Raw genomic sequence first — 23,153 nt, forward strand, 5'->3', positions numbered from 1 at the left:
ATTAGGAGCCAAGCCTGAGACTACTATTTATCACGAATAGACAACCTTTTGTCCTTTCTGATGATTAATAGATTGGCTCATATTGTTACATTCATTCTGAATAGACTTCGCGAGTTTCTCCTCAGGAAACTCGCTTTTTTTTACCTCAAATTCCTCAAAGTAAGCCTTGATCATTTTTCCAGATTAATGAGATAAACCTTGATCATGCTTCTTGGCTTCATTCCAGTGTAAAGAACGCATCAAAGCAACATGCGACTCGATCAAGTTATGTGCTTGTTGTTGCCACTCATTTTGATCGCATTGCTGATTACAAAACTCTAAAGCTAAAACGGTAAGGTGCTGAAGTCGCTTTAAACACCAATCTTTGATCAGAATATCGGTCGATACCTGACATGCCGCTTGCTCGAGCTTTGCGCTCGTGTAAAGCAAGGTTCGATACGCTTTTTGAGGATCTCGGTACCTAGCATGTTGAAACACACGTAAACAACCGTCTAGCCAGCAAGCAATCGCTTTGCTTTGAACTTCGTTCAGTTCTGGGCCAAACACGCCGTCGGGCGCTTGATATAAGAGCGTTTCCAGTTTTTCAACTTGATCATGCTTCCGATGTTCATACCACATGGCGATCTGATCTTGCCAAGTCCTCAACTCCATTACGCAGCCTCAGTCCATTGTTTTACATAGTGATTGGGTCCTATTTGATCAAATTCGTCGACAATGATGCTGCTACGACTACGAATTTCATCGGCATCTATCGAATAGTTTGGTTCACTTTTCACTAAGTTACCAAAAGGAAGATCTGGATCGGGAACGGCTGAAATCAATAGTTTGGTGTACGGGTGCTGCGGATTCTTCAGTATTGAGTGTGTATCACCCCATTCAACGATTTGCCCTTTGTACATCACAGCTGTTTCTTCCGCGATGTAGTGTGCGGTCGCCAAATCATGAGTAATGTACAAAAAGCCGATTCCTAGCTCTTGCTTCATGCGCTGCATTAGATTCAGTACCCCGAGGCGAATGGAGACATCCAGCATCGATGTTGGCTCATCCGCAAGAATGATTTGCGAACCGACGGCGAGAGCACGTGCTAAGTTTACTCGCTGACGTTGTCCACCACTAAGCTCGTGAGGAAACTTATTTAATGTCTCTTCAGGTAGTTCCACCAAATTTAAAAGCGCTTCCAAGCGGACAGGAATGTCACGCTCGCTTTTGATTTGCTTATGAATCTTTAAAGGGCGTGTGAGGTGATGGCGAATGGTATGAGTTGGATTGAGTGAACCAAACGGATCTTGAAACACCATTTGTACTTTACTGCGATACTCTTGGAGCGCTGAGCGTGACGTAATCTCATTGATATTAGTGCCATTGAAAAGGATCTCGCCTTCTGTTGCCGGATAGACTTTAGTGATCAAGCGAGCACACGTACTTTTACCACAGCCTGATTCTCCAACCAAAGCCAGCGTTTTTCCTGCATACAGATCAAAGCTCACGCCTTGGAGCGCACGGAAGGTTTCCTCTTTCGCTAAACCACCGCCTACTCTGAATTCTTTAATCACGTTTTTCATTTGGATGATAGGCTGATTCATGATTGCGCTCCTGGTCGTTCTGGTTGTTTGTGGACGTCGTGGATGTTTGGAAAAGAAGCCCATAGCTTTTGTGTGTAGGGATGTTGAGGATTATTGCGAATTTCGTATGCCTGATTGACTTCGACGATTTCTCCATGCCGCATGATGGCAATGCGATCACACAATTGGCTCATCAGCGCCAAGTCGTGCGTAATAAAGAGTACTGAGAAGCCAAATTCATCTCTAAGCTGATAGATTTGCTGTAAAATCTCCCTTTGTACCACCACATCTAAAGCGGTTGTGGGCTCATCCATAATGATCAGCTTAGGGTTCAAAGACAAAGCAATAGCAATCACCAAGCGCTGACGCATTCCACCTGAAAATTGGTGAGGGTATTCCGTTAACCGTTCTCGTGGAATATTGACCAAGTCCAATAGTTTTTCTGCTCGATCTTTCGCTTGAGCGTTGGTGAGTCCTTGGTGATGACGCAATACATCTGCGAATTGCTCTTGGATCGTTAAGACAGGGTTGAGTGAGTTCATCGCGCTTTGAAACACCATGGCGATTTCACTCCACCTCAGAGCGGTTAGATCAGAATCTGAGAGGCTAAGAATGTCTTTGCCATCAAATAATATTTTACCGCCAGAAATGAACGCTGGCGGCTTATGGAGACGATTGATCGACAATGCGATCGTGCTTTTGCCACATCCCGATTCACCAGCAAGCCCAAATACTTCTCCTTTGCCGATATCGAAGCTGACGGATTTTACCGCATTGAAATCACCATTATCGGTGATGTAATCGACGCATAAATCTCGGATCTGGATGACCGGATTATTGTGGTATGCATGATTTAAGTTAATACCATCCATATAAACACCTTACCAATGTAAAAGATAATTATTATCATTATCAGGTGTGATGGTTTTTAGAAAGTGGCAAGCGGCGAATCAGTGAAGTGACTCGAAAGTTAGGCGAAATAAAAAGTGGTATCCGGCGTTGTTAATGAGGCCAAGGAAGACGAGAATTGAGAGCTGGATCAGCACACTTTTCTTAGGGGTAATTATTCAAATCTAATCGTAAATTTGCCCCTTGGCAAAACTTAAATGATGGATCTATTAAGGAGTTAACGAAAGGGCGGGAGGGGTCACATTTCCCTACAGTTTTTCTTACCACCTCGTTCCTGTTTTGCTATAGATTACGCATCGAAAACATGGTGTGTTCGGAGGAAATATGTCCATTAATTCTATCGACCATGACGAGATGACCAACATCGCTCACAAATGGGAATTACCTGATGAAGAAGCCGTTGTGAAGCCTGAGAAAACAGTGAAATCAGCAGAAGCCAGAAGACGCATTGAAGCGCTACGTGAAATCCGTGAAAGTGGATTGACCATTGAAGAAGCAAGGGAGCTTGGCTTGATACACTGATTGCTCTAGTTTGGTATAGCAATCCATAGGGTAGTCGTCGGACTGCCCTTTTTATTTTTCCTTCCATTTTAGCCATAGCGTCTCACCACAACATCTCACATCTCTTTATTTTTCTTATCCAAACGTTCTAATTCACCTCTCTTTCACCTAAAAAGTTCTAGATCCAAACTCATTTTCATCTGTGTAGAAGTTTGACAATCTTACCTAGCGTTACTAAAAGATATATCAATAGCGATATGCTTTTTGTTGATTATCGCGACCACAAAGCAAGGAGCGCGAGTATGGTTGACCAAATCCTTTTTTATGAGCCCGATGAGCCCCACGGTTTTCTTTCCAATTTTTGCCATGCCCCAGTCAATATATCCTCCCAAACTTGGCCCACCAGCGAACATTATTATCAAGCCCAAAAGTTCCTCGATGCGCAGTTACAAAGCAAAATTCAACACGCGAGCACTCCCGATGAAGCATTCGCCTTAAGCCGAAAATACGAACATTTCGTCAGAAGTGACTGGGAGGATATGAAGCTGGCCGTTATGGCTTTCATCGTTAGAGAAAAGTTTCTGCAAAATCCACCTTTAGCGCAGCAGTTAATGAGAACGGGTAACGCTTGTCTTACAGAGCATTCTCACAAAGATGCCTTTTGGGGGGATGGGGGAGACGGTAAAGGAGAAAATCATTTAGGAGAAATTCTGATGAACGTTCGGGCTGAGCTGAGACATGTCGAGCCCTACAATCTCGTGAAGTTCATCGATAAAGCCAAATTGCCTACCCAATGGGGCACATTTATGATGTATGGCTTCGTTGAAACTGCCACGAACAAAGAGCATCTTGCCCTCGTGTATGGAGAGCCTGCAAACAGCGCAGCACCGCTTATTCGGTTGCATTCGGAGTGCCTTACTGGCGATGCCTTGTTTAGTACGCGTTGCGACTGTGGTTTTCAGCTCAATAGGGCGCTACAAAATATTGTCGAAGAGGGATGTGGTGTACTGCTTTATTTGCGTCAAGAAGGACGTGGTATTGGCTTGATTAATAAAATTCGAGCTTATCACCTCCAGGACGATGGCGCCGATACTGTAGAAGCCAATGAACGTTTGGGCTTTGCTGCCGATATGCGTGATTACGCATTCTGTAAAGGGATGTTAGAGCATTTGGGCATTGATGCGGTGCGACTAATGACGAACAACCCACGTAAGCTGGCTGCGTTAAAAGCGGTTGATATCAACGTCATTGAGCGTGTGCCCTTGCAAGAAGGTAATAATCCAAGCAATCAACACTACTTGCAAACTAAGGCGAGTAAATTAGGGCACATGTTTGATCCTAAGTTTGTCAATCACACCAAGTAAAGCATCATCTATGTCTCAATAGATGAAAACGCCAACGATAGAATCGTTGGCGTTTTCATTCGTTAGGTCATTTATTGATACCTTTGAATGATCTCATCAATTTCACCCGATGTTTTTAACTCAGCCAAACGTGTATTGATGTAGTCCTGAGTTTCTGGCTGCATTTGGGGCGAAAAGGCCAAATAGATCGAGTAGTCAGGGATAACTGAGTCGAAAGATTGGATCTGAAAATCTTCTAGCGACAAATTGAGGCGTTTTAAGTTGTACATAACGCGTGATTCCATTTCGACGAAGGCTGTATCTCCTGGTGTTCGGGTTATCACTCGATATGCGGCATCATAATCTTTAACGCGTATTTCATTCACACTACCATCCTCAAAGAATGGGATTAAATTCGGATAATCAAAACCGAGTAGTAATACGATAGATCGGCCATGCATGGTGTCCATATTCTTGAACTCTAACGGTTTCTCACTACTAGAGACCAATACATGTTTTACAGTGTAAATGGGCTCTTCAGACAAGTTTTCTGATTGCACCTTGCCCCAATTTGGGCTGCCGTAAGTTAGCCAGTTTGGTTCGCCACCTTCTTCTAATATGGAGATCATTCGTTTAAACGGATAAGTATGATAATTCACCTGATAATCTGATTCAGCGAAAATGGCACTGACGATGTCAGTCACAATCCCGGAATGCATTTGCCCCTGTTGTTCTATTTGAAATGGCCTTGCTTGGTCGGCGATAACGTAATAGTTCACTTCAGCGGCAGTAGCATAAGTTCCTATCGCAATAAAACTAAAAGCCAATCTAAGTAGAAGTCTTTTCATCGTATCCTCGATTATTATTTGCGCGTGGCTATATTTAGAGTAGCGCAAGTTTATCGGAGCGATTTCATATGGATGAAAAAGAGCGATCTCAACGTCGATTTAGTATCGGCAACCAACTTATGTTGGCGGTGCTAACGTTGAGTTTAATCTTTACTGTCATCATTTCCGCTGTGAGTTTATATCGAGTTTTTAACGAAGATTTAGCCCATTTGCACGTCGAGCTAAAGCAGGTCGAATCCAGTTACTTATCGAGCTTTTCTGCCAGCTTATGGGTGGAGGATAGGGAGCTGTTACTCACTCAAGCAGAGGGCGCAATGCGCATGCCCTCTGTGGATTATTTACGTATCGCTAATGAAGATGAAGTTATCGTCGAACTGGGCACCGCACTTTCTGAGGATGTCGTAGAAAGAAGTTGGCCGATGCAATATCGTGTTGGTGATAAAACCTATGATCTGGCGACATTGACTGTTCAGGCGGATCTGAGCTCGATTTATGAAGATCTTTGGCAACAATTTTTTTTCTTGCTCACGACAGAAGCGATCAAGATCCTATTGCTCATAATTGGCGTGCTTTGGGTCGCCTTCCGCCTCTTGGTCAATCCTCTCCAACTGCTTTCCGGCGCCGTGAGCGATTTTAGTGGCGGGAAGGTCCCAAGCAAAGTTACGCTCCCAAAGCGTTGGTGTTTTGATGAAGTGAGCGTGTTGGCGGAGAAATACAACCGAAGCGTTGAGAAAGTCCGTGAACATCAGACTGAGCTTGAAGAAGAAAGAGATAGAGCGGAAGTCGCCAACCGCAAAAAAAGTGAATTTCTTGCCACTATGAGCCATGAAATTCGAACACCGATGAATGGCATTATTGGTGTCGCTTCATTACTGGGTGACACCAAACTCGATCCTCAGCAAAAAGAGTTTGTAGAGATCATCGATAGTTCTTCTCACTCTTTAATGACGATCATCGACGATATTCTCGACTTTTCTAAAGTCGAAGCAGGTAAAGTCGAATTAGAAAATGCGAGCTATGATCTGCGCCGTATTTTGGATGATGTGATCAGCTTACATACCGTCAAAGCCAAGCAGAAGAATCTGCAATTGCTTAGCGATATTGATCCTCACTTGCCAGCGGAAGTGCAAGGTGATGCTGCACGCTTAAAACAGGTATTGAACAATTTGTTGAGCAACGCGATCAAATTTACTGATCGTGGTCATGTGAAGCTTCTTGTTGAGTTAACACGTCAAGAGCATGATGTCGCCATGATTCGATTTCGCGTCGTTGATTCTGGCATTGGTATTGCAAAAGAGAACCAACAAGCGATCTTCGAACGTTTCCAACAAGCCGATGGCAGTACAACCAGAAAGTACGGTGGTACCGGCCTTGGTTTGGCGATTGGTGCTCAGTTGGTGAACTTAATGGGAGGAGAAATCCAACTGACAAGTGAGTTGGGGCTTGGTAGTTGTTTTGAGTTTTCGATTCCAGTTGTAGTAAAAGCACGGTCTACCTACACGGAACGACCTAATGTTTTGACGTTTCCAAAAGTTGAAGATAATGAAACCAGCCTCCAGCATGACAATCAACCTTGGGTATTGATTGTTGAAGATACCATCGTAAACCAGAAAGTCGTGCGTATTATGTTGGAAAAGCTCGGCGTTCGAGTGAGCGTCGCAAATCATGGTGAAGAAGCGCTTCAGCTATGTGAGAAGCAAGCTTTTGACTTGGTGTTTATGGATTGCCAAATGCCAGTGATGGATGGTTTCATTACTACTGAGCGTATTCGACAAATGGGAGAGTGGGGGAAACACGTTCCCATTATTGCGTTGAGTGCCAATGTTATTAAGGAAGATCAACAACATTGCTTTGACGTCGGTATGAATGAGTTTGTCGCCAAACCTGTGACCAAAGATCGGTTGCATCAAATATTCGAGCAGTTTTTACCAAAAGCACTGAAAATCAGTGCGGGTCCCAAATAGTTAACTTGAAATTGATCAAGTTAAGTGCGTTTCTATTCTGCAATTGTAACTCTGTATGCTATAGTGCGCGGCTAGTATTTAAAGTACCTTGAGGCTGTAAATGTCGTTCAATCTATCCCTATTGCCGCCTGATGAAAAAAACAAAATCGAACTGGATAAACAAGCGTCGTTTTTGGTTTGGAAGCTCAGAGAGGCCAAATCTGGTCCTGAAGCAATAGAAGAACAGTTGTCCAAGATTAACGATGCTGATGAAAAAGCGTTTTTTCAGCAATCGGTCGAAAAGTACAAACGAGTAATGGGTGTCGCTTAACGCGAATCGTGACAACGGTATAAAACTATGTGGCGAATGAGGTAACCTCCCCATTCCTTTGCTAAGCGAAATTGAAAAGGTTTCGCTTTTTGCTAAAATCCTTCGCATTAAATTTGAATTTAGAGAGACATCCCGATGGGAAGAAGTTTTGAAGTGCGCAAAGCCTCTATGGCGAAAACTGCAGGCGCGAAAATTAAAGTTTATTCCAAATACGGTAAAGAAATTTACATGTGCGCGAAAAACGGCGGTAGTGACCCAGACATGAACTTGTCTCTTCGCCACCTGATCGCGAAAGCGAAAAAAGATCAGGTACCAGCGCACGTTATCGACAAAGCACTAGACAAAGCGAGTGGCGGCGGTGGTGAAGATTACCAACCAGCGCGCTACGAAGGCTTCGGCCCTGGCGGTACTAGTGTTATCGTTGACTGTCTGACCGATAACGGCAACCGTACTTTCCAAGATGTACGCCAATGCTTTGTTAAAGTGGGTGCGAAAATTGGTGTTGAGGGCTCAGTTTCTCACATGTTCGATCACCAAGCGGTATTCCAGTTCAAAGGCGACGATGATGAAATCATCCTAGAAACGCTAATGATGGAAGATGTAGACGTAACTGACGTTGAGCTAGAAGACGGTGTGATCACTGTATTCGCTCCTCATACAGAGTTCTTCAAGACGAAGACAGCACTAAATGGTGCGTTCCCAGATCTAACGATCGATGTGGAAGAAATCACTTTCGTTCCTCAAACTCACACTCCAGTAGCGGGTGAAGATGCTGAGAAGTTCCAGAAATTCCTAGATCTTCTAGATGACTGTGACGACGTTCAGCAGGTTTACCACAACGCAGAGCTATAATTTTTTAGCTTCCACCGTTGTAAAAAGGCTTCCCTCGGGAAGCCTTTTTTGATCGCACTCTTTGCTAGCAGCATTATACGTTGCGATATTTGGAATAACACAGTGACATGATCACACCAAAGCAGATGCCTTGCGTCAGCATGGCCGTGCCGCCGTAACTAAAGAACGGCAAAGGGCTTCCCATTACTGGCAACAAGCCGCTCACCATGCCTGTATTGATAAAAGCATACAGGAAAAAGCTCATCGCTAATGCACCACTCACAAGCCGACTAAAAAAGTGATCAGACTGACATGCAAGCAACATGACGCGCGCGGTAATAAACAAGTACAGTGCGAGCAAGACTAAACTACCAACAAAACCCCACTCCTCGGCATAAGTCGAAAAAATAAAGTCCGTATGACTTTCTGGAATAAAGCCAAGTGTTCCTTGCGTAGCATTCATCCAACCTTTGCCTTTCATTCCGCCGGAGCCTATCGCAATTAAAGATTGGATGATTTGGTAGCCCGAACCTAACGGATCCGACTCCGGGTGCAAGAACTGAGTAACGCGGCTTTTTTGATACGTCTCCATGACGAAGAACCACAAAATTGGCGCCAACGTTAATATACTCGCGACAAAGCCACCGATTATTTTCCAGCTCATGCCAGCTAAAAATAAAACGAATAAGGCGTAAATGACGGTAAAAACCGCACCGTCTAAATCCGGTTGTAGCGCGATTAATCCGGCAGGAATCATAGTGATGAGTAAGCAAAATGCAATTTTCCTACTATCTGGTCTGCCACCTTCAATATGTAGCATCCACGCGATCATGATTGGAATCGAGAGTTTGATTAGCTCCGAGGGTTGAAAGCGAAAAAAGCCAATATCGAGCCAACGTTGAGAGCCATTAGTGCTATCGCCAAACAAAGCGACAGCAAGTAGCAGCGCAACCGCAATAATGTAGAGATATGGAGCTGAGCGTTGATAGCTAGCGGCGGGAATCGATGACATGACCAATATACAAACCAAGGTCAGTCCGCAGCGTGCTAAATGCTTGAAGAGCATGGCCTCATTAAAGCCACTGGCACTCCAAAGTGTTAGTGTACTCAATAGCATGATCGGAATGATCGCCATCAGCAGTGGCAAATCGACCCTGGGGAAAAAACGCTTATTCATTTTCTACGACCTAATAACGCACCCAGTTCGAGCGCGAAAACAACCAGAACTCGAGAGTTCGAACTATTCCGATGCTAAGAATCCTATTTGGAAATAACAGACACCATGCAAAGGTGTGTATGAGAGGAGCGTCGATGTCGTCTGTTATGGGTAAGCTGCTTGGAAAGCTGTGGAATGGATAAATACACTAGACGCAGGTTTTAAGCCAGTATTTTTATTCCTATTGTGGTGAAAGACAGATGCTTACAAACAAGCAGGGATATATGCTCTCTTTAAGAAGGGAATGTCATTCATCGCAGCAAACAACAGTTCATTCTAAATAACTGCCATTGGTCGCATGCAAAAGCAGCGTGCGATCTTCTCCCTTAATCTGAAACCATCAAATCACGTTCAACTAAGGACAGTACATGATGGTTTCTCAATCTCGCTCAATCAAAGCTCTTAAACTGGCAAGTACGTTTATCGCCGCATTTGCACTCAGCAGCAATTTGGCTCTGGCTAACCCAAGCGAGCGCACACTCAGTCAATTCAACCAAGCAGCGCAGGGTGATTCTGGTTTGGTTGATACTGTTTACGGCGAATTATCCAAACAACTCGAAGAGCAGGGCGCAACGCCGGTGACCTTGGTGTATTTAGGCAGTGCTGAGACGTTGCAAGGTCGTGAGGCGTTTATGCCTTGGAACAAGATGAAGTTCACCGAGCGCGGTCTTGCCACTATCCAAAAGGGTTTGGATTTAATGGCGAATCAGCCAGTACCACTTCAAGAGCAACAACGTTTACAAGGCTTGCCGGAATACCAACTAGCCACCGCCATGGCTGCCACCACCTTTACTTCTCTGCCTGACATGTTCAATCACTTTGAGCGTGGCTACGAGCTGTACCTTTCTCTGCTCCGTGAGCCGAGTTTTAGTCAACAACCTTTTGCGGCAACGTCTTGGATTTATCGCTACGCCATTGAAGCGGCACTGCGCGCTGAAGACGTCCAACAAGCCAAAACATGGTTAGCGCAAATGGAGCAGTTGTGTGATAGCAATTTAGAAACGCAAACCGCGAAAGCGCTGCTAGCGAAATATTAGGGAGGCGTCATGATCGTTTTTAATCAACTTAGTCGCGATTACGCCCTTGGCAGCCAAACCGTGCGTGCATTGCGAGACGTGTCTGGTGAAGTATTTGCCGGCGAAATGGTGGCATTGTGTGGACCGTCTGGCTCAGGCAAAAGCACCTTACTTAACGTGCTTGGCATGCTGGATACTCAATACCAAGGTCAGGTGACATTTGCCGGTAGCCCATACCCAACCGAGCAAATGCAGGCGGCGAAAATGCGCCGAGAAAAGCTTGGCTTTGTGTTCCAAAAATTCAACCTTGTGCCTGTGATGACGGCATTGGAGAACGTGGCTTATCCGCTGCATCTCAACGGCTTTTCAAAAGCAGAACAAACCGAGCTCGCCACACAAATGTTAGAACACGTTGGCTTGGGCGAGTTTATTCATCACATGCCCGATAACCTATCAGGCGGTCAGCAACAACGCGTGGCAATTGCGCGCGCCTTAGTGCACAAACCAGCGTTGGTGATTGCTGATGAGCCAACCGCAAGTCTTGATAGCCAAACTGCCAACAAGGTCATCGACATCATGAAAGGGCTCGGACACGAGCTTGGCACTACTTTTATCGTCGCTACACACGACCCTCGTATGGCATCCCGTTGTGATCGCACCATTGAGTTGGTGGACGGCAAAATTACCCAAACGCACGCAAGTGTGGAGGAGGTTTCATGGGCAAGCTAATTCCTGTTTTCGTTCGCCTTGCTTGGTTGAACCTGCAACGCAATCGCCGTCGCAGTTTATTGTCGATGCTGATCATTGCCATTGCGGTGTTTGCGTTAACCAGTGCGGGTGGTTTTGGTCTGTACACCTATGACAGTTTGAAAGAATCGACAGCGCGTGACACGGGGCATCTGACGTTAACCACGCCGGGTTACTTCGTCAAAGAAGAAGAGATGCCGCTGAGTAACGGTTTAACTCACGCCGACGACATTACCAAGCAATTGATTGGATTGAATGAAGTGCGAGGCGTGCAGCCACGAGTTGAGTTCAGCGGTTTGATTTCCAACGGCAACAAGTCCTCGATCTTTATCGGCATTGGCGTCAACGAACGCGAATTCGATATGAAAGGACCATTTTTGGACGTGCGTGAAGGGCAAACACTTTCCAACATTCATGCATCGCGTTATGACCCAGCAGAACCAGAAGTGATGCTTGGCGTTGATTTAGCGAACAACCTAAGCGTGCACGTTGGTGATTGGATCACCTTGCTGGCGACCACAACCGACGGTGCGTTGAACGCGTATGACTTCAAAGTTCGTGGCATCTATTCAACAGGCGTACCAGAGCTTGATAAACGCCAGTTGTACGTGCACATCAACAGCGCGCAATCGCTGCTCGGTTCAGACAAAGTCAGTGCGTTGTCGGTCTTTCTGTTCGATACCAGTTTAACTAGCCAAGTCGAGCAACAAGTGGCTTCGGTGCTGAGTAAGCAAAAGAAGAACTTTGGCGACCAAGATATTGAGATTACGCCTTGGCAAGAACGCGCGTTCTTCTATCTCAAAGTGAAAGATTTGTACGACCGTATCTTCGGCATCATGGGCGCAGTAATGGCGTTGGTGGTCTTTGTCGCGCTGTTCAACACCATGACCATGTCGGTCACCGAGCGTACACGTGAAATCGGCACCTTGTCGGCTCTTGGTAGCTACCCTCGCGAAATCATTGCTGGATTCTTGCGTGAAGCTGGGTTACTTGCCGTGATTGGCAGCTTAATCGGAGCTTTGTTTACGGCGCTAGTGACCGTCTTACTGATGGTCGTGGATGTGCAAATGCCGCCACCACCAGGACGTACAGAAGGTTACCCATTGACGATTTACTTCTCTTGGGAGCTGGTGGCTGTCGCAGGATTCGCAGTATTGATGATTTGTTTGGTTGCGGCGTTTTTCTCAGCGCGCAAAGGGGTGAACAAGCCAATTACGGAGGCTCTGATTTATGTTTAATTTCAAATCACTATTACCAATTGCATTGTTGATGGTAAGCAGCGTTGCAAGCATGAATGCAAGTGCAAATGAAACAGCGCTAGATGCACAGCAAGTTGCGCAATTGATTGAAAAAGCCGACAGCTACCGCTTGCAAGATGATTCCTCCAAAGTGGTGTCACTGGTGCGCCTATATCAAGACCAAGAGTTAGATAAAACCCGCCTTTACCATGTGTACACGCGTCCAAATCGTGAATCGCTGGTGGTGTTCAAATCGGCAGTTGAAGCCGGGCAAAAGATGCTGATGATGGGCGACAACTACTGGCTGCAAATGCCAAAGAGCCGCCGTCCGATTCGCATTACGCCGATGCAAAAGCTGCTTGGTGAAGCGTCTATCGGCGACATCTCAACCCTGACGTGGAGTCAAGATTATCAAGGTGAATGGAAAGCGACAGAAACCGTCTCGGTGAACGGAGAGAGTGTCGCGGCTTATCACCTTGCTTTAACCGCGAAAACCAAAGGGGCGAGCTATCAGAAGATCGACTTGTGGTTGTCTGAGCAAGATGCGTTTCCAATCAAAGCTGATCTTTACTTGCGCTCTGGCAAGCTCGCCAAGCAAGCGCAATATGGACGTGCAAGCGACAACGGCGAAGACTATGTCAGTGAGATGACCTTGCTTGATAGCATTCAGCCGAGCAAAAAGACCGTTATCGAGTACCAAGAAATCGTGTCTTGGCAGCTGGATAACAAGTTCTACAACCCAAGTTATTTGCCGAAAGCCAACACGACTCAGCTTTAGTCTGAGCTTCGTAAATAGAACCATGAAAACGAGCAAGGAAGTCACATGAAATCGCACCAGCCTAACCTTAACAAAAGCACCAGTCTGTTGATTGCTGCGTCATTGTGTGTGGGCGCGGCAGCCCCAGTTTTTGCCAATGATGAGCTGAGTTTTGAGTGGGATTGGGCTGTCAGTTACGAAACTGCCAAGCAGCGTGATAGCGCATTTATGCAGGCGCAGGGCAGTTCTCGTGATTCACTTAATGCACTGTTGGATGTGCAGGTGAATTATCAGAACTTCAGTGGTTTGTTCGCTCTGTATAGCCAAGGTTTGTACCTCAATCAACAAGGAAAGAGTGATTGGTGGAGTGAAGCTGATAACCAATTGCTGATTAGAGAGCTGGCCTGGCTAGGGGAGTGGCAAGTCGGTGATACCACTCTTGATGTGAGTTTGGGTAAGTTGCGCGTGGATTGGGGCGTGGGTTATGGCTACCGACCTTTGGATCTGTTTAAACCTTATCGACAAAACCCGGTTGGCTTAGTAGCAGAAGAAGGTGCGGGTGTGTTTTCACTTTCACACTACGATATGGCAGGTGAGTGGACGGTGATTGCAACGGATTCAAGCTGGGGGCAACAAGACCAAAGTGCACTTGATCAAGCCGCAGAGCAACAAGGTATTGGTATTCGTCGTTATGCGCTGGTGGGTGACACCGAGTATCAACTTATTGGTTATTACGATGATGTGCGCAGAGGTTTACTCGGAGCCAGTGCCATTGCCGTGTGGGATGAATCCATCGCCATGCACGGTTCCATGCTGTGGCAAAAGCAAAGTGTCGGCTCTCAGTTTCAGCAGGATGACCTTTACCAACCCGTTTCGGTTGAGGAGCAGGGCAGCGCATTCCAAGCCTTAGTTGGATTGAACTGGGCAAACCAAGCCGGACACAACGTGATTGCTGAATATTGGTACGACAGTCGTGCATGGTCGAAAAGCGAATGGCAACAAGCAATAGAGCGTGGCGAATTACTCTCTCAGATCCCTGATCCTAACAACTCTCTGTTGGCTAGCAGCGCTTTACTTGCGACAAGCTACGCCCAAGGGTTTCAGCATGCCAATATCGTTCAGCATAACGTAATGCTGCACTGGAGTTGGGATGTGGAAGCGTGGGCTGCATGGAACGGTAAAGCGGATATGGGCTGGCTAAGCGATATAACACCCACCTTGGATATGATGCTGTCGCCACAAGATGGTGGTGCGATTGTCACGCAGTGGCTTAACTACCAGTGGATTGATACCGGCGATCAAAGTGTAGAAGTGGAAGTTGCCGCACGCTTTTTAACCGGAGACGAGCAATCTGCTTACGCACAAATCAATGATAAGCATATGATTGTATTTAATATCAAAGGGAAATTCTAAATGTATTCAGCTAAGTTAATGGTAGAAAGTGGATGGCTACGCAGTGTGGTTGTCACGACTTTATTCTGTTTGTTTATCTCGGTAATGACATTGTCTGTTTGGGGTGGTCCTTACTATGTACATGTATTGGTGAGCTTTGGTTTTGGTTACTCCGCCTTGTTCTTCTCTTGGTTAGTCGACAAGTTGTTTCCTAGCATCCCTCGTAGACTAGAAATTGCTTTGTCACTGACCGCCTGTTTGTTGTTTGGCGTCATTAATGCGCAGTTTTGGCTCGGTGAATACTTCGGCATTTCGGGCATGCTGCCAGTGTTGCTGATGGGCTTGTTATTCAGCGGCATGTGTTACTTTTATTTCCACTCACGAGAGAAAGAAGCGATTGCTCAGCGTGAATTAGAGAGTATCAAGCGTGAAAAGGCAGAGCAGGAACGTGCACTGTTGCTAAGTCAGCTTAAACAGATGCAAAGCCAGATTGAACCGCATTTCCTATTTAATACCTTGGCAAATATCAGCGCGTTGATGTCCCAGGACGTTGATAAGGCCAAGCAGATGTTGGATCAACTTACCGCACTATTACGTGCGACGCTAAAAATCTCACGTGAAGAGCACACCACGATTGAGAATGAAATTGCCTTAATTGAAGCCTACTTGAGTATTCAGAAGATACGTCTGGATGGACGCCTAAGCTACAAAATTGAAGTAGAAGACGGTTTAGGAACAACAGAACTGCCACCGATGATGTTGCAACCTTTGGTGGAGAATGCCATTGTTCACGGTATTGAGCCAAAGCGAGAAGGCGGCGAAGTCAGTTTGCTCATTAAGCGCGAACAACAGAACTTGCAGATTGAAGTTAGAGACACAGGTGTTGGCTTGAATCATGTTAGTGGGCACATGGGCTCCGGCGTGGGTTTGAGTAATCTCAAGCAGCGAGTTGAAGCTTTGTTCGCAGGGCAAGGAGAGGTTGTTATCAGTGAGTCTGCTCAGGGTGGCGTTTGTGTTCGCTTGAGCTGGCCAATGGAATCGTAAGCAAGGAAGAAAGGAATGAATACAGGGTTTACTGCCATTATTGCTGATGATGAACCGTTATTGAGGCGTCATCTTGATAAAAGCCTAGCTGAAGTGTGGCCAGAGCTAGAGGTAATAGCCAAAGTCGCGGATGGTGAACAAGCGTTGCAAGCTATTAAGCACAACCAACCTGACATTGTGTTTCTTGATATTCGTATGCCAGTTTTGGATGGCATGACACTAGCGCAAAAACTCAATCAACTCGCCAATCAACCTTTGATTGTGTTTGCCACTGCGTACGATGATTACGCCATCAAAGCTTTTGAGCAAAATGCCGCCGATTATTTGCTCAAGCCTATCTCGGATGAGCGCCTCCTGACGACGTGTGAAAGAGTGAAAGCACGCCTTGCTAAGCGAGAGCAAGAAAGCAGCAATGTGCAGATGAACAGCCTGTTAGAACAGTTACAACAATTATCCGCGCCACAAACGCCGCAATATCTTCAGTGGATCAAAGCAACGCAAGGGGAAGATATTCATCTGATCGCCACGTCTGATGTGCTGTATTTCAAAGCGGAAGAAAAATACGTTTCTGTGTATGCCCAACAAGGACAAGGTAAAGTGCAGGAGTATTTGATTCGTACATCGTTGAAAGAGTTGATAGGGCGGCTTAACCCAGAACAGTTCTGGCAAGTGCACCGTTCAAGCGTGGTGCAAGTGTCCAAAATTAGCAAAGTAAACAAAGACTTTGCTGGCAGAATGTTTGTTCACGTTGGAGAAACTAAGCTCCCTGTGAGCCGTGCATCTCAAAGTTTGTTCAAAGGGATGTAATTGCTAGAACTGCTCACTCTTTACAATGTAAACTCGCTGCTCTTAACCTACATTATCAAGGAAGATAAATGAGTTATCGCGTAACCCTGTTAAATGCGACGGGAGAGTTGTCTCCAATCGCTGAGTATTTGCATCAGAAACTTGATGACCTGAGCTCACAGCTTTCTAGTTACTTTGATTTAAGTAACAACGATTTAAGTAACGTCGACCTGACCATTAGCCCGTTTGATCGCAATGACGTACCGCAGACGGGGATTGGTGGCTATTGCTTAAGCGCCCATCGTGTAGAGATTCTTCTTGATACTCAACGTGCAGATATTAAAAACGTGATTGATAAAGAACTAGCTGCGGTGCTAGCGCATGAGTTGCATCACCTGTTCCGTATGCGAGCGGGAGAGAATGGCGTTGCGCTTGGTGATGTGCTGATTATGGAAGGGTTAGCTTGTCATTTCGAACGCAAGGTAAATGGTGGCGTCACTCCGAGCTTGTTTGAGAAAATCAAAGATCAAGATTGGCGCCCTTTCTATGCTGAGATGAAAGACAAGTTGACCAGCTTAGATTACAACTTCGACGCTTACTTTCTTGGCAGTGATGAAAGCCGCTGGCCGAAGTACATGGGGTATTGGGTCGGGTACAACCTTGTCGCGGAATATCTGGCTGATTCTCAGGGCTCTGAACTGGATTTGGTTGGAGCAAAAGCCGAGCTTTTCTATCAATAACTCCGGCACAAGCCAAACTAATAGGCTGAGTCATAAAAACAAAAAGCGCCTAAGTCATCAGACATTAGGCGCATTCTTCGTTTTATAGCGACGATTTCTCCGAAGAGGCGAATGGGCTTATTCGCTGATTGTCACTTTCTCAATAATGATTGGATCGCATGGTACATCATCGTGACCAAGCTTAGAGGTCGTTTTCACTTTCGCGATGCGATTTACGACATCCATACCCGCAGTCACTTTGCCAAACACCGCGTAGCCCCAGCCCAAGTTGGTGGTTGCGGTGTGGTCTAGGAAATCGTTGTCTTCCAAGTTAATGAAGAACTGTGCCGTTGCAGAGTGCGGTGCATCGGTACGCGCCATTGCGATAGTGCCAACAAGGTTCTTTAGACCACGGTTTGCTTCGTTTGCGATTGGGGCGCGTGTTGGCTTTTCTGCCATGTCTTCGGTGTGACCGCCACCTTGGATCATAAAGCCGTCGATAACGCGGTGGAAAATGGTGCCGTCGTAAAAGCCATCTTCACAGTATTTTTTGAAGTTCTTTGAGCTAACTGGCGCTCGTTCTAGATTCAATTCAATTTCGATGTCACCGAAATTGGTGGTCATGATAATCATCTGGTTTTGCCCTTATGGGTGCTTAGTTGGCGGCATTATAGCTAAGTCGCTTGAGGATAGCAGAAATAAAAACAGCGACGTTAAGGCGTCGCTGTTTCTACTATTAAGTATGGTTAAGGAAGTTAAACCGTGAAGCGTCCCACCAAGTCGTAAAGCTCGTTGGCTTTGTGATTGAGGTTTTGGCTGCCCGAGCGATTTTGATTGGCAAGGTGCGCCGATTGACTACTTTGCTGAGAAATGACTTCGATGCGTTGTGAAATCTCTTGTCCAACTTGGCTTTGCTCTTCGGTCGCGGTAGCGATCAGCGTGTTCATGTCCATGATATTCGCAATCGCTGCTTGAATATCTTGCAGCGCAACCGATGCAGCACGTGCTTCTTCTACTGTCGCTTCGCCACGTGCTTGGCTAGATTCCATCGCTTTTACTGCGGCATCCGATCCTGCTTTAAGTTGATCGATCATCTTGTGAATGTCACCTGTGCTGTCCTGAGTGCGGCTTGCAAGCTTACGCACTTCATCCGCGACAACTGCGAATCCGCGTCCTTGGTCGCCCGCTCGTGCCGCTTCAATGGCGGCATTTAGCGCAAGCAAGTTGGTTTGTTCAGCAATATCTTGGATGACTTCAAGTGATGATGAGATGTTCTGCACGTCACTCTCTAGACGTGAAATTACAGTGCTTGCTTCAGAGACCTCATTCGCTAGCGCTTCAACGGAATTAGCGGCGGAGTCTACGATGTGCTTCGCTTGTTGTGCGTTGTCATCGGCGTTTTTAGCGGAATCGGCGGCTTGGTTTGCATTGCCAGAGATCTCGTGAGCGGTGGCCGTCATTTCTGTCATTGCTGTCGCGACTTGTTCCGTTTCCTCACGTTGACCAGAAGCTAATTCATCCACTTGTGAGGCGCGTTGAGACATGTTGTTAGTTTCAGATACTACCTCTTGTCCGACATGGCTGACGCTCTTAATAATTCCTTGCAAGCTCTCAACGAAGATATTGAAGTTATGCGCGAGCTGCTTAAATTCTGGCACGCTAGATTCTTCCATACGCGCGGTTAAGTTCGGCGTCACCTTGCGCGAAAGATTGGATTGAGCTGTCAAACTGTTCGATAGGGCGCATAATGCTACGGTTTGACGAGTACGGCAAAAATGGCCACGACAACGGCAATAGAGACACAAAACATAGCAATAGCGGCTAAGGTATTGTTTAGCTCATCGTTTGCTGTGTTTTCCATCTCTGTAATGATCGCATCGATGTCATCAGTATAAAAACCTGTGCCAATCATAATATCCCACTTGGGAATGAACATGGAGTAGCTGAGTTTAGGTAATGCTTCGGTTTGCCCTAACTTAGGGAAGTAGTAGGTTGTGAAGTCACCCGTTTTGGCGTTTTTCACAGGTCTTGGATCAGGTAGTTGCCTTTTTTGTCTTGCAGGTTATAGAAGTTTTCTCCAACCCCTTTATTGTTTTTTCCGACAACAACACGCACGCCTTTTGAGTCGTACGCAAAAATATAACCTGATTGGCCGAACTCTAGCTCTTTGAGCACTGAATGGCTTCTTGCAATGAGGCATTACGATCCAATAACGGTTTGAGTGCGGAATGAGCCATCTGCACATAGTTTTTCAGTTCCGCTTTCTTCATCGCCATCATCGTCGTGTGCGTATGATTGATTTGTTGTTGGTTGTAGGTACTGGTTTGGAGGTAGGTAAACCACATCATACCCAAAGCAATCGTTAACACGGGAATGATGGAAAGAATATAAAGTCGCTTTCTTATCGTTAGATTCATAGGTACTTCCTTACGTCTCGGCGCAGCGTTACAAACTGGTAAACTTCAATAGCTTTACCAAATAAAAGTGTTAATAATTATTTTTGTACTGATTGCAGATTAACCGAGTTGGCGGGTGAGAAGTACAGGAAGTTGGTGATCGTGGACGAGAGAGACTCACATTTTTAAGCAGGATCACAATTAGCGAGAGCATTGGCCCGAGTTGCAGCGGGAGCTACCAGTAAGCCAGTATGAGACACGATACCTATTGTTGGCAAAGCGCAGGTAAAGCCAGTCGGCAATTGGTTTGAGTAATGGCCAACGTAGTGGTGCATATAGCCAACCTCGTCCGACCAACTGCCATGCTCGGTGAGTCACATCAAGACCAAGTATCAGTTCATTGTTGTCATTCAGCGCATGCAAAATCGTATTGGCTTTTTGCGCGTCTATCTGTGGGTAATCAGAAAATTCATCGCTGTAGATATCGACGATTTTTATCGCTTGTTTTACATCTCGTCGCTTAAGTTCGTGCATTTCTTTGGCGCACAGTGGGCAAGTTCCGTCATAAAATATGGTGAGTTTTGTCATTGCGATCGTCTTATTATTTGATTTGGCTTACTGAGTTCTACGTGGCGATTTTTCTTTTGGTTCATTATGTTGCAGGTAGTGGTTCCAATTCGCGCGTATGTTCTCGTAGTTATATTGGCAAAAGTCTTTGCGATCTCGTAGGTAGTCTTTTTCAACTTCATCGAGAAGCGACTTGTACTGTTCCGGATCACTGCCGTACACCAAACATAAGGTAGAGAAGTAGCGTTGCAAATCAAAACTGTGCTCATCAATGTACTCACCGAAGTCGTAGTAGTCCGGTCTGTCATCGGACTCAAATGCGAACATGTCGGCGGCGCTAATGGCCATCTCTGCGCCATCTTCTAGGAAGTCAATCATTAAGATCGTGGCAAAATTATCGACGGCATCTTCTTCTTTTCCGAGAACAGGGATGTTTTGATCTTCGATGTAAGCATGCCCGGCTTCATGCAGCAAGGTGTGTAATAACGTATCTAACGCCCCTGTTTTTGGGGATTTCCCAAGGCGTTCTTCATACTGGTTATTGGAGAAGTAATTGAGTGATTCCAAATAAAAAGTGTAAGGAATGTGTATCGTGTGCGTATCGGGATCGTACATTGGGCCATCTTCTCCGCCGTAAACCAGTGTGAGTGGTTTGCGAAATGGAAAGTGGATCTGAGATAGCTCAACAAAAATTTGGTTTACATCGCTGTTTTGGATAGATTGCAGGGCGATGTTTTCATGGGTTGTTTCCACGGGAGAATATTCAATACGGATATTTTCCGCTGCAGTGGCAGATGAGATGGCACAGAGTAACAGCACAGGGAAAAGCGAATGAATTTTCATGTAGGGCTCTTGTTATTTGAATAACTTACATAAAAATTATACATGTTTTTGTGTGATGCATAACTGGGATTGTTTTTATCACCCAGAATCGGGTAGTTAGCCTCGAAAGACTACCATGACAACACCGTACATTTTGGTTGCTGGGCCCTCCAGAAAGCCTATCAAAACACGTTTTATTCAGGAGACGATAGATAAGTGATTGGCTTTTAAGGTTTATTTTTTGGTGAGGCTAAGCTGAATTGGCTTTGCTCTTTTGTCTGTAAAAATGCTATTCAGCAGTTAATCATTATGGAATGAAACCATGGGATTGGTGAATGTCACTGAATTGAAGAAAATTATCAGCAATATGTTATAATCCGGCTCCGTTGTGACGAAAACGTTTGTTGCAGCTTGAGAGTTTCCTTGGATTCGGCTCGTTTACACACCATGAGCCAGAGTTGAAAAGCTACGACAGGAACAAGCAAACCCAATTGTTTTGAACGCGATCTCGGCGTTTAGAGGTTACAACGGGAAGGAACTTTGTTTGATAGTAATTGACACATTCTGTTTAAGTAAGGGAGCCCAATGTGGTTCAGAAAGTGTCACCCAGAATTTACTCACAACACTATACCCCAAGCAGTAACGCACAGGTATTGCGAGGGGGCATTTGAAGGAGCTATATCGGCTCCTTTCACATTTAAGGGCTTGCTAACAGCGGAAAACTGACACATCGCTAAAGGAGCGTCCCTTAAACTAGCCTAAGGCGCATCTACACCAACTTTTGAGTATTTTCGAAACAGTAAAGCGAGAACATTTGCTATTGAATGAAGGTTAAATTAACACTCGATCATTACGGAGGATGAAGAGAACAATAATAAGAGGCGATATGAATCATTTAATATCTGTAGGTGCACTGGAGTCCTTCTTGGTCGCAATCAGTGTGCTTTTCCTGGGGCATTTTATTAATGCTAAGCTACCGATTTTAAAGAAGTTCAACATACCTGAGCCGATTGTAGGTGGCCTTATTGTGGCCTGCATGATTACTGCTCTTCATTTCAACGGCATCGACTTGGAGTTCGATTTGCCGTTACAAAATACGTTTATGTTAATGTTTTTTGCGACGGTTGGTTTGGCCGCAAATTACACTCAGTTGATGAAAGGAGGTGCGAAGGTTTTTATCTTCTTAGCTGTCGCATCGTTTTACATCATCATACAAAACGGCGTTGGCGTTTCACTCGCGGCGGCGCTCGGTTTAGATCCTTTGATGGGGTTAATTGCTGGTTCGATTACTCTGTCTGGTGGCCATGGTACAGGTGCTGCGTGGTCACAAACCTTCCAAGACGTGTATGGATTGGATAACGTTTTGGAAATAGCGATGGCATCAGCCACTTTTGGTTTGATCATCGGCGGTATCATTGGTAGCCCAGTGGCACAGCGCCTCGTAGAAAAAAACAGCATTGAATCGGAGTATGGTCGTGGTGGTCGAGATGCCAAAACTCACGAAAAATTCCCTGAGTTGGTGACCTACAACGAATACGAAGAAGATAAAGTAACGGCGAAAAAAGTGGTGGAGAAACTCTTCTTCCTACTGATCTGTGTTACGGGGGCGAAGTATGTTGAGCAATGGGTTAGCACGTATGAAATCTCATGGTTGATGATTCCAGACTTTGTTTATGCGCTGTTCATTGGTGTGATCATCACGAACTTCTTAGAGGTGACCAAGCTTCGTAAGTTAGATGCAGAAACCGTCGATATGCTCGGTACTGTTTCTTTGTCATTGTTCTTGGCGATGGCATTAATGAGTTTGAAGTTATGGAATATCTTTGACTTAGCGATTCCATTTTTGGTCATTTTGGCTGTGCAGTCTGTGGTCTTAGCTATCTTCACTTACTACGTTACGTTCAAAGTGATGGGACGCAACTATGACGCTGCGGTTATTGCGGGTGGTCACTGTGGTTTTGGCTTGGGGGCAACCCCAACAGCCGTGATGAACATGGGCTCTATCGTTAACCGATTTGGCCCGTCGCCGCAGGCATTTATGGTGGTGCCAATTGTGGGCGCTTTCTTTATCGACATCGTTAACTTAATCATTTTACAAGGTTACATTTCATTCCTTGGTTAAATTTAAGTTCATGATCTCCTGAGGTCGAAATAAAAACGGTCACAACACAGGTTGTGACCGTTT

22 protein-coding genes and 1 pseudogene are annotated in these 23,153 nt (G+C 45.5%); 14 read left to right on the forward strand and 9 right to left on the reverse strand.

The genetic code is table 11. From position 1 onward, the window contains the following. Positions 1-183: 183 nt before the first annotated feature. From FR741_RS15365 to FR741_RS15375, 3 genes are read right to left on the reverse strand one after another with little or no spacing between them, the layout of a single operon-like run. The gene (locus tag FR741_RS15365) at positions 184-651 is read right to left on the reverse strand and encodes a transcriptional regulator (protein WP_104972137.1); all 468 of its coding nucleotides are present in this window, start codon (positions 649-651) and stop codon (positions 184-186) included. Beyond that, the gene (locus FR741_RS15370) at positions 651-1,583 is read right to left on the reverse strand and encodes an ATP-binding cassette domain-containing protein (RefSeq protein WP_167427123.1); all 933 of its coding nucleotides are present in this window, start codon (positions 1,581-1,583) and stop codon (positions 651-653) included. Before FR741_RS15370 ends, FR741_RS15365 begins: the two co-directional genes overlap by 1 nt. After that, the gene (locus FR741_RS15375) at positions 1,580-2,434 is read right to left on the reverse strand and encodes an ABC transporter ATP-binding protein (RefSeq protein ID WP_167427124.1); all 855 of its coding nucleotides are present in this window, start codon (positions 2,432-2,434) and stop codon (positions 1,580-1,582) included. Before FR741_RS15375 ends, FR741_RS15370 begins: the two co-directional genes overlap by 4 nt. A 361-nt stretch (positions 2,435-2,795) precedes the next feature. On the opposite strand from FR741_RS15375, the gene FR741_RS15380 reads away from it, so the two are divergent. Then, the gene (locus FR741_RS15380; RefSeq protein ID WP_005392088.1) at positions 2,796-2,993 is read left to right on the forward strand and encodes a PA3496 family putative envelope integrity protein; all 198 of its coding nucleotides are present in this window, start codon (positions 2,796-2,798) and stop codon (positions 2,991-2,993) included. A 281-nt stretch (positions 2,994-3,274) separates the two neighbouring features. Further along, the gene (gene ribA / locus FR741_RS15385; RefSeq protein WP_006740907.1) at positions 3,275-4,336 is read left to right on the forward strand and encodes a GTP cyclohydrolase II; all 1,062 of its coding nucleotides are present in this window, start codon (positions 3,275-3,277) and stop codon (positions 4,334-4,336) included. Between the two features lie 71 nt (positions 4,337-4,407). Here the strand turns inward: ribA and FR741_RS15390 are convergent, their stop codons facing one another. Beyond that, positions 4,408-5,163, reverse strand: coding sequence for a substrate-binding periplasmic protein (locus tag FR741_RS15390; RefSeq protein WP_006740908.1), 756 nt, complete (start codon positions 5,161-5,163; stop codon positions 4,408-4,410). A gap of 68 nt (positions 5,164-5,231) precedes the next feature. On the opposite strand from FR741_RS15390, the gene FR741_RS15395 reads away from it, so the two are divergent. The 3 genes from FR741_RS15395 to FR741_RS15405 all read left to right on the forward strand — a co-directional run bounded on the left by FR741_RS15395 (position 5,232) and on the right by FR741_RS15405 (position 8,289). Continuing rightward, positions 5,232-7,127, forward strand: coding sequence for an ATP-binding protein (locus tag FR741_RS15395; protein WP_046875634.1), 1,896 nt, complete (start codon positions 5,232-5,234; stop codon positions 7,125-7,127). 100 nt (positions 7,128-7,227) lie between these two features. Beyond that, the gene (locus tag FR741_RS15400; RefSeq protein WP_005374484.1) at positions 7,228-7,437 is read left to right on the forward strand and encodes a DUF3283 family protein; all 210 of its coding nucleotides are present in this window, start codon (positions 7,228-7,230) and stop codon (positions 7,435-7,437) included. A gap of 135 nt (positions 7,438-7,572) precedes the next feature. After that, on the forward strand, positions 7,573-8,289 hold the full coding sequence (locus FR741_RS15405; protein ID WP_005392082.1) for a YebC/PmpR family DNA-binding transcriptional regulator: 717 nt from the start codon (positions 7,573-7,575) through the stop codon (positions 8,287-8,289). Between the two features lie 73 nt (positions 8,290-8,362). On the opposite strand, the gene rodA is transcribed toward FR741_RS15405, so the two are convergent. Then, entirely contained in the window at positions 8,363-9,445 is a 1,083-nt protein-coding gene (gene rodA / locus FR741_RS15410; RefSeq protein WP_005392081.1) for a rod shape-determining protein RodA, read from the reverse strand. A gap of 407 nt (positions 9,446-9,852) precedes the next feature. Between rodA and FR741_RS15415 the strand changes: the two genes are divergently transcribed. From FR741_RS15415 to FR741_RS15450, 8 genes are all read left to right on the forward strand, one after another. Next, positions 9,853-10,521: a hypothetical protein gene (locus tag FR741_RS15415; RefSeq protein ID WP_167427125.1), complete on the forward strand. Its 669-nt coding sequence runs from the start codon at positions 9,853-9,855 to the stop codon at positions 10,519-10,521. Between the two features lie 9 nt (positions 10,522-10,530). Continuing rightward, positions 10,531-11,229 carry an ABC transporter ATP-binding protein gene (locus tag FR741_RS15420; protein WP_167427126.1) on the forward strand — a complete coding sequence of 233 codons (699 nt, stop codon included), beginning with the start codon at positions 10,531-10,533 and terminating at the stop codon, positions 11,227-11,229. Beyond that, positions 11,217-12,485, forward strand: a complete 1,269-nt coding sequence (locus tag FR741_RS15425) for an ABC transporter permease (RefSeq protein WP_167427127.1) — start codon at positions 11,217-11,219, stop codon at positions 12,483-12,485. The genes FR741_RS15420 and FR741_RS15425 overlap by 13 nt, the downstream gene beginning before the upstream one ends. Further along, positions 12,478-13,263, forward strand: a complete 786-nt coding sequence (locus FR741_RS15430; RefSeq protein WP_167427128.1) for an outer membrane lipoprotein-sorting protein — start codon at positions 12,478-12,480, stop codon at positions 13,261-13,263. The genes FR741_RS15425 and FR741_RS15430 overlap by 8 nt, the downstream gene beginning before the upstream one ends. A 45-nt stretch (positions 13,264-13,308) precedes the next feature. Continuing rightward, entirely contained in the window at positions 13,309-14,655 is a 1,347-nt protein-coding gene (locus FR741_RS15435) for a hypothetical protein (protein WP_167427129.1), read from the forward strand. Continuing rightward, positions 14,656-15,678, forward strand: coding sequence for a sensor histidine kinase (locus tag FR741_RS15440; protein WP_005392070.1), 1,023 nt, complete (start codon positions 14,656-14,658; stop codon positions 15,676-15,678). 15 nt (positions 15,679-15,693) lie between these two features. Then, the gene (locus FR741_RS15445) at positions 15,694-16,485 is read left to right on the forward strand and encodes a LytR/AlgR family response regulator transcription factor (RefSeq protein WP_167427130.1); all 792 of its coding nucleotides are present in this window, start codon (positions 15,694-15,696) and stop codon (positions 16,483-16,485) included. Positions 16,486-16,553: 68 nt separating this feature from the next. Next, positions 16,554-17,204, forward strand: coding sequence for a DUF2268 domain-containing putative Zn-dependent protease (locus tag FR741_RS15450; RefSeq protein WP_167427131.1), 651 nt, complete (start codon positions 16,554-16,556; stop codon positions 17,202-17,204). A 117-nt stretch (positions 17,205-17,321) separates the two neighbouring features. Here FR741_RS15450 and FR741_RS15455 read toward each other — a convergent pair whose 3' ends face one another. From FR741_RS15455 to FR741_RS15470, 4 genes and pseudogenes are all read right to left on the reverse strand, one after another. Next, complete coding sequence (locus FR741_RS15455) at positions 17,322-17,816, reverse strand: peptidylprolyl isomerase (RefSeq protein WP_005374458.1); 495 nt, start codon at positions 17,814-17,816, stop codon at positions 17,322-17,324. Between the two features lie 122 nt (positions 17,817-17,938). Then, positions 17,939-19,600, reverse strand: a pseudogene (locus tag FR741_RS15460) (methyl-accepting chemotaxis protein). A 180-nt stretch (positions 19,601-19,780) separates the two neighbouring features. Further along, positions 19,781-20,167: a thiol-disulfide oxidoreductase DCC family protein gene (locus FR741_RS15465; protein ID WP_167427132.1), complete on the reverse strand. Its 387-nt coding sequence runs from the start codon at positions 20,165-20,167 to the stop codon at positions 19,781-19,783. Positions 20,168-20,194: 27 nt separating this feature from the next. After that, positions 20,195-20,989: a DUF4344 domain-containing metallopeptidase gene (locus tag FR741_RS15470; RefSeq protein WP_167427133.1), complete on the reverse strand. Its 795-nt coding sequence runs from the start codon at positions 20,987-20,989 to the stop codon at positions 20,195-20,197. An 865-nt stretch (positions 20,990-21,854) separates the two neighbouring features. On the opposite strand from FR741_RS15470, the gene gltS reads away from it, so the two are divergent. Continuing rightward, entirely contained in the window at positions 21,855-23,090 is a 1,236-nt protein-coding gene (gene gltS, locus FR741_RS15475) for a sodium/glutamate symporter (RefSeq protein ID WP_006740921.1), read from the forward strand. The last annotated feature ends 63 nt before the right edge of the window (positions 23,091-23,153 follow it).

This window comes from Vibrio diabolicus (genome assembly GCF_011801455.1).
In the GTDB taxonomy this organism is placed as follows: domain Bacteria; phylum Pseudomonadota; class Gammaproteobacteria; order Enterobacterales; family Vibrionaceae; genus Vibrio; species Vibrio diabolicus.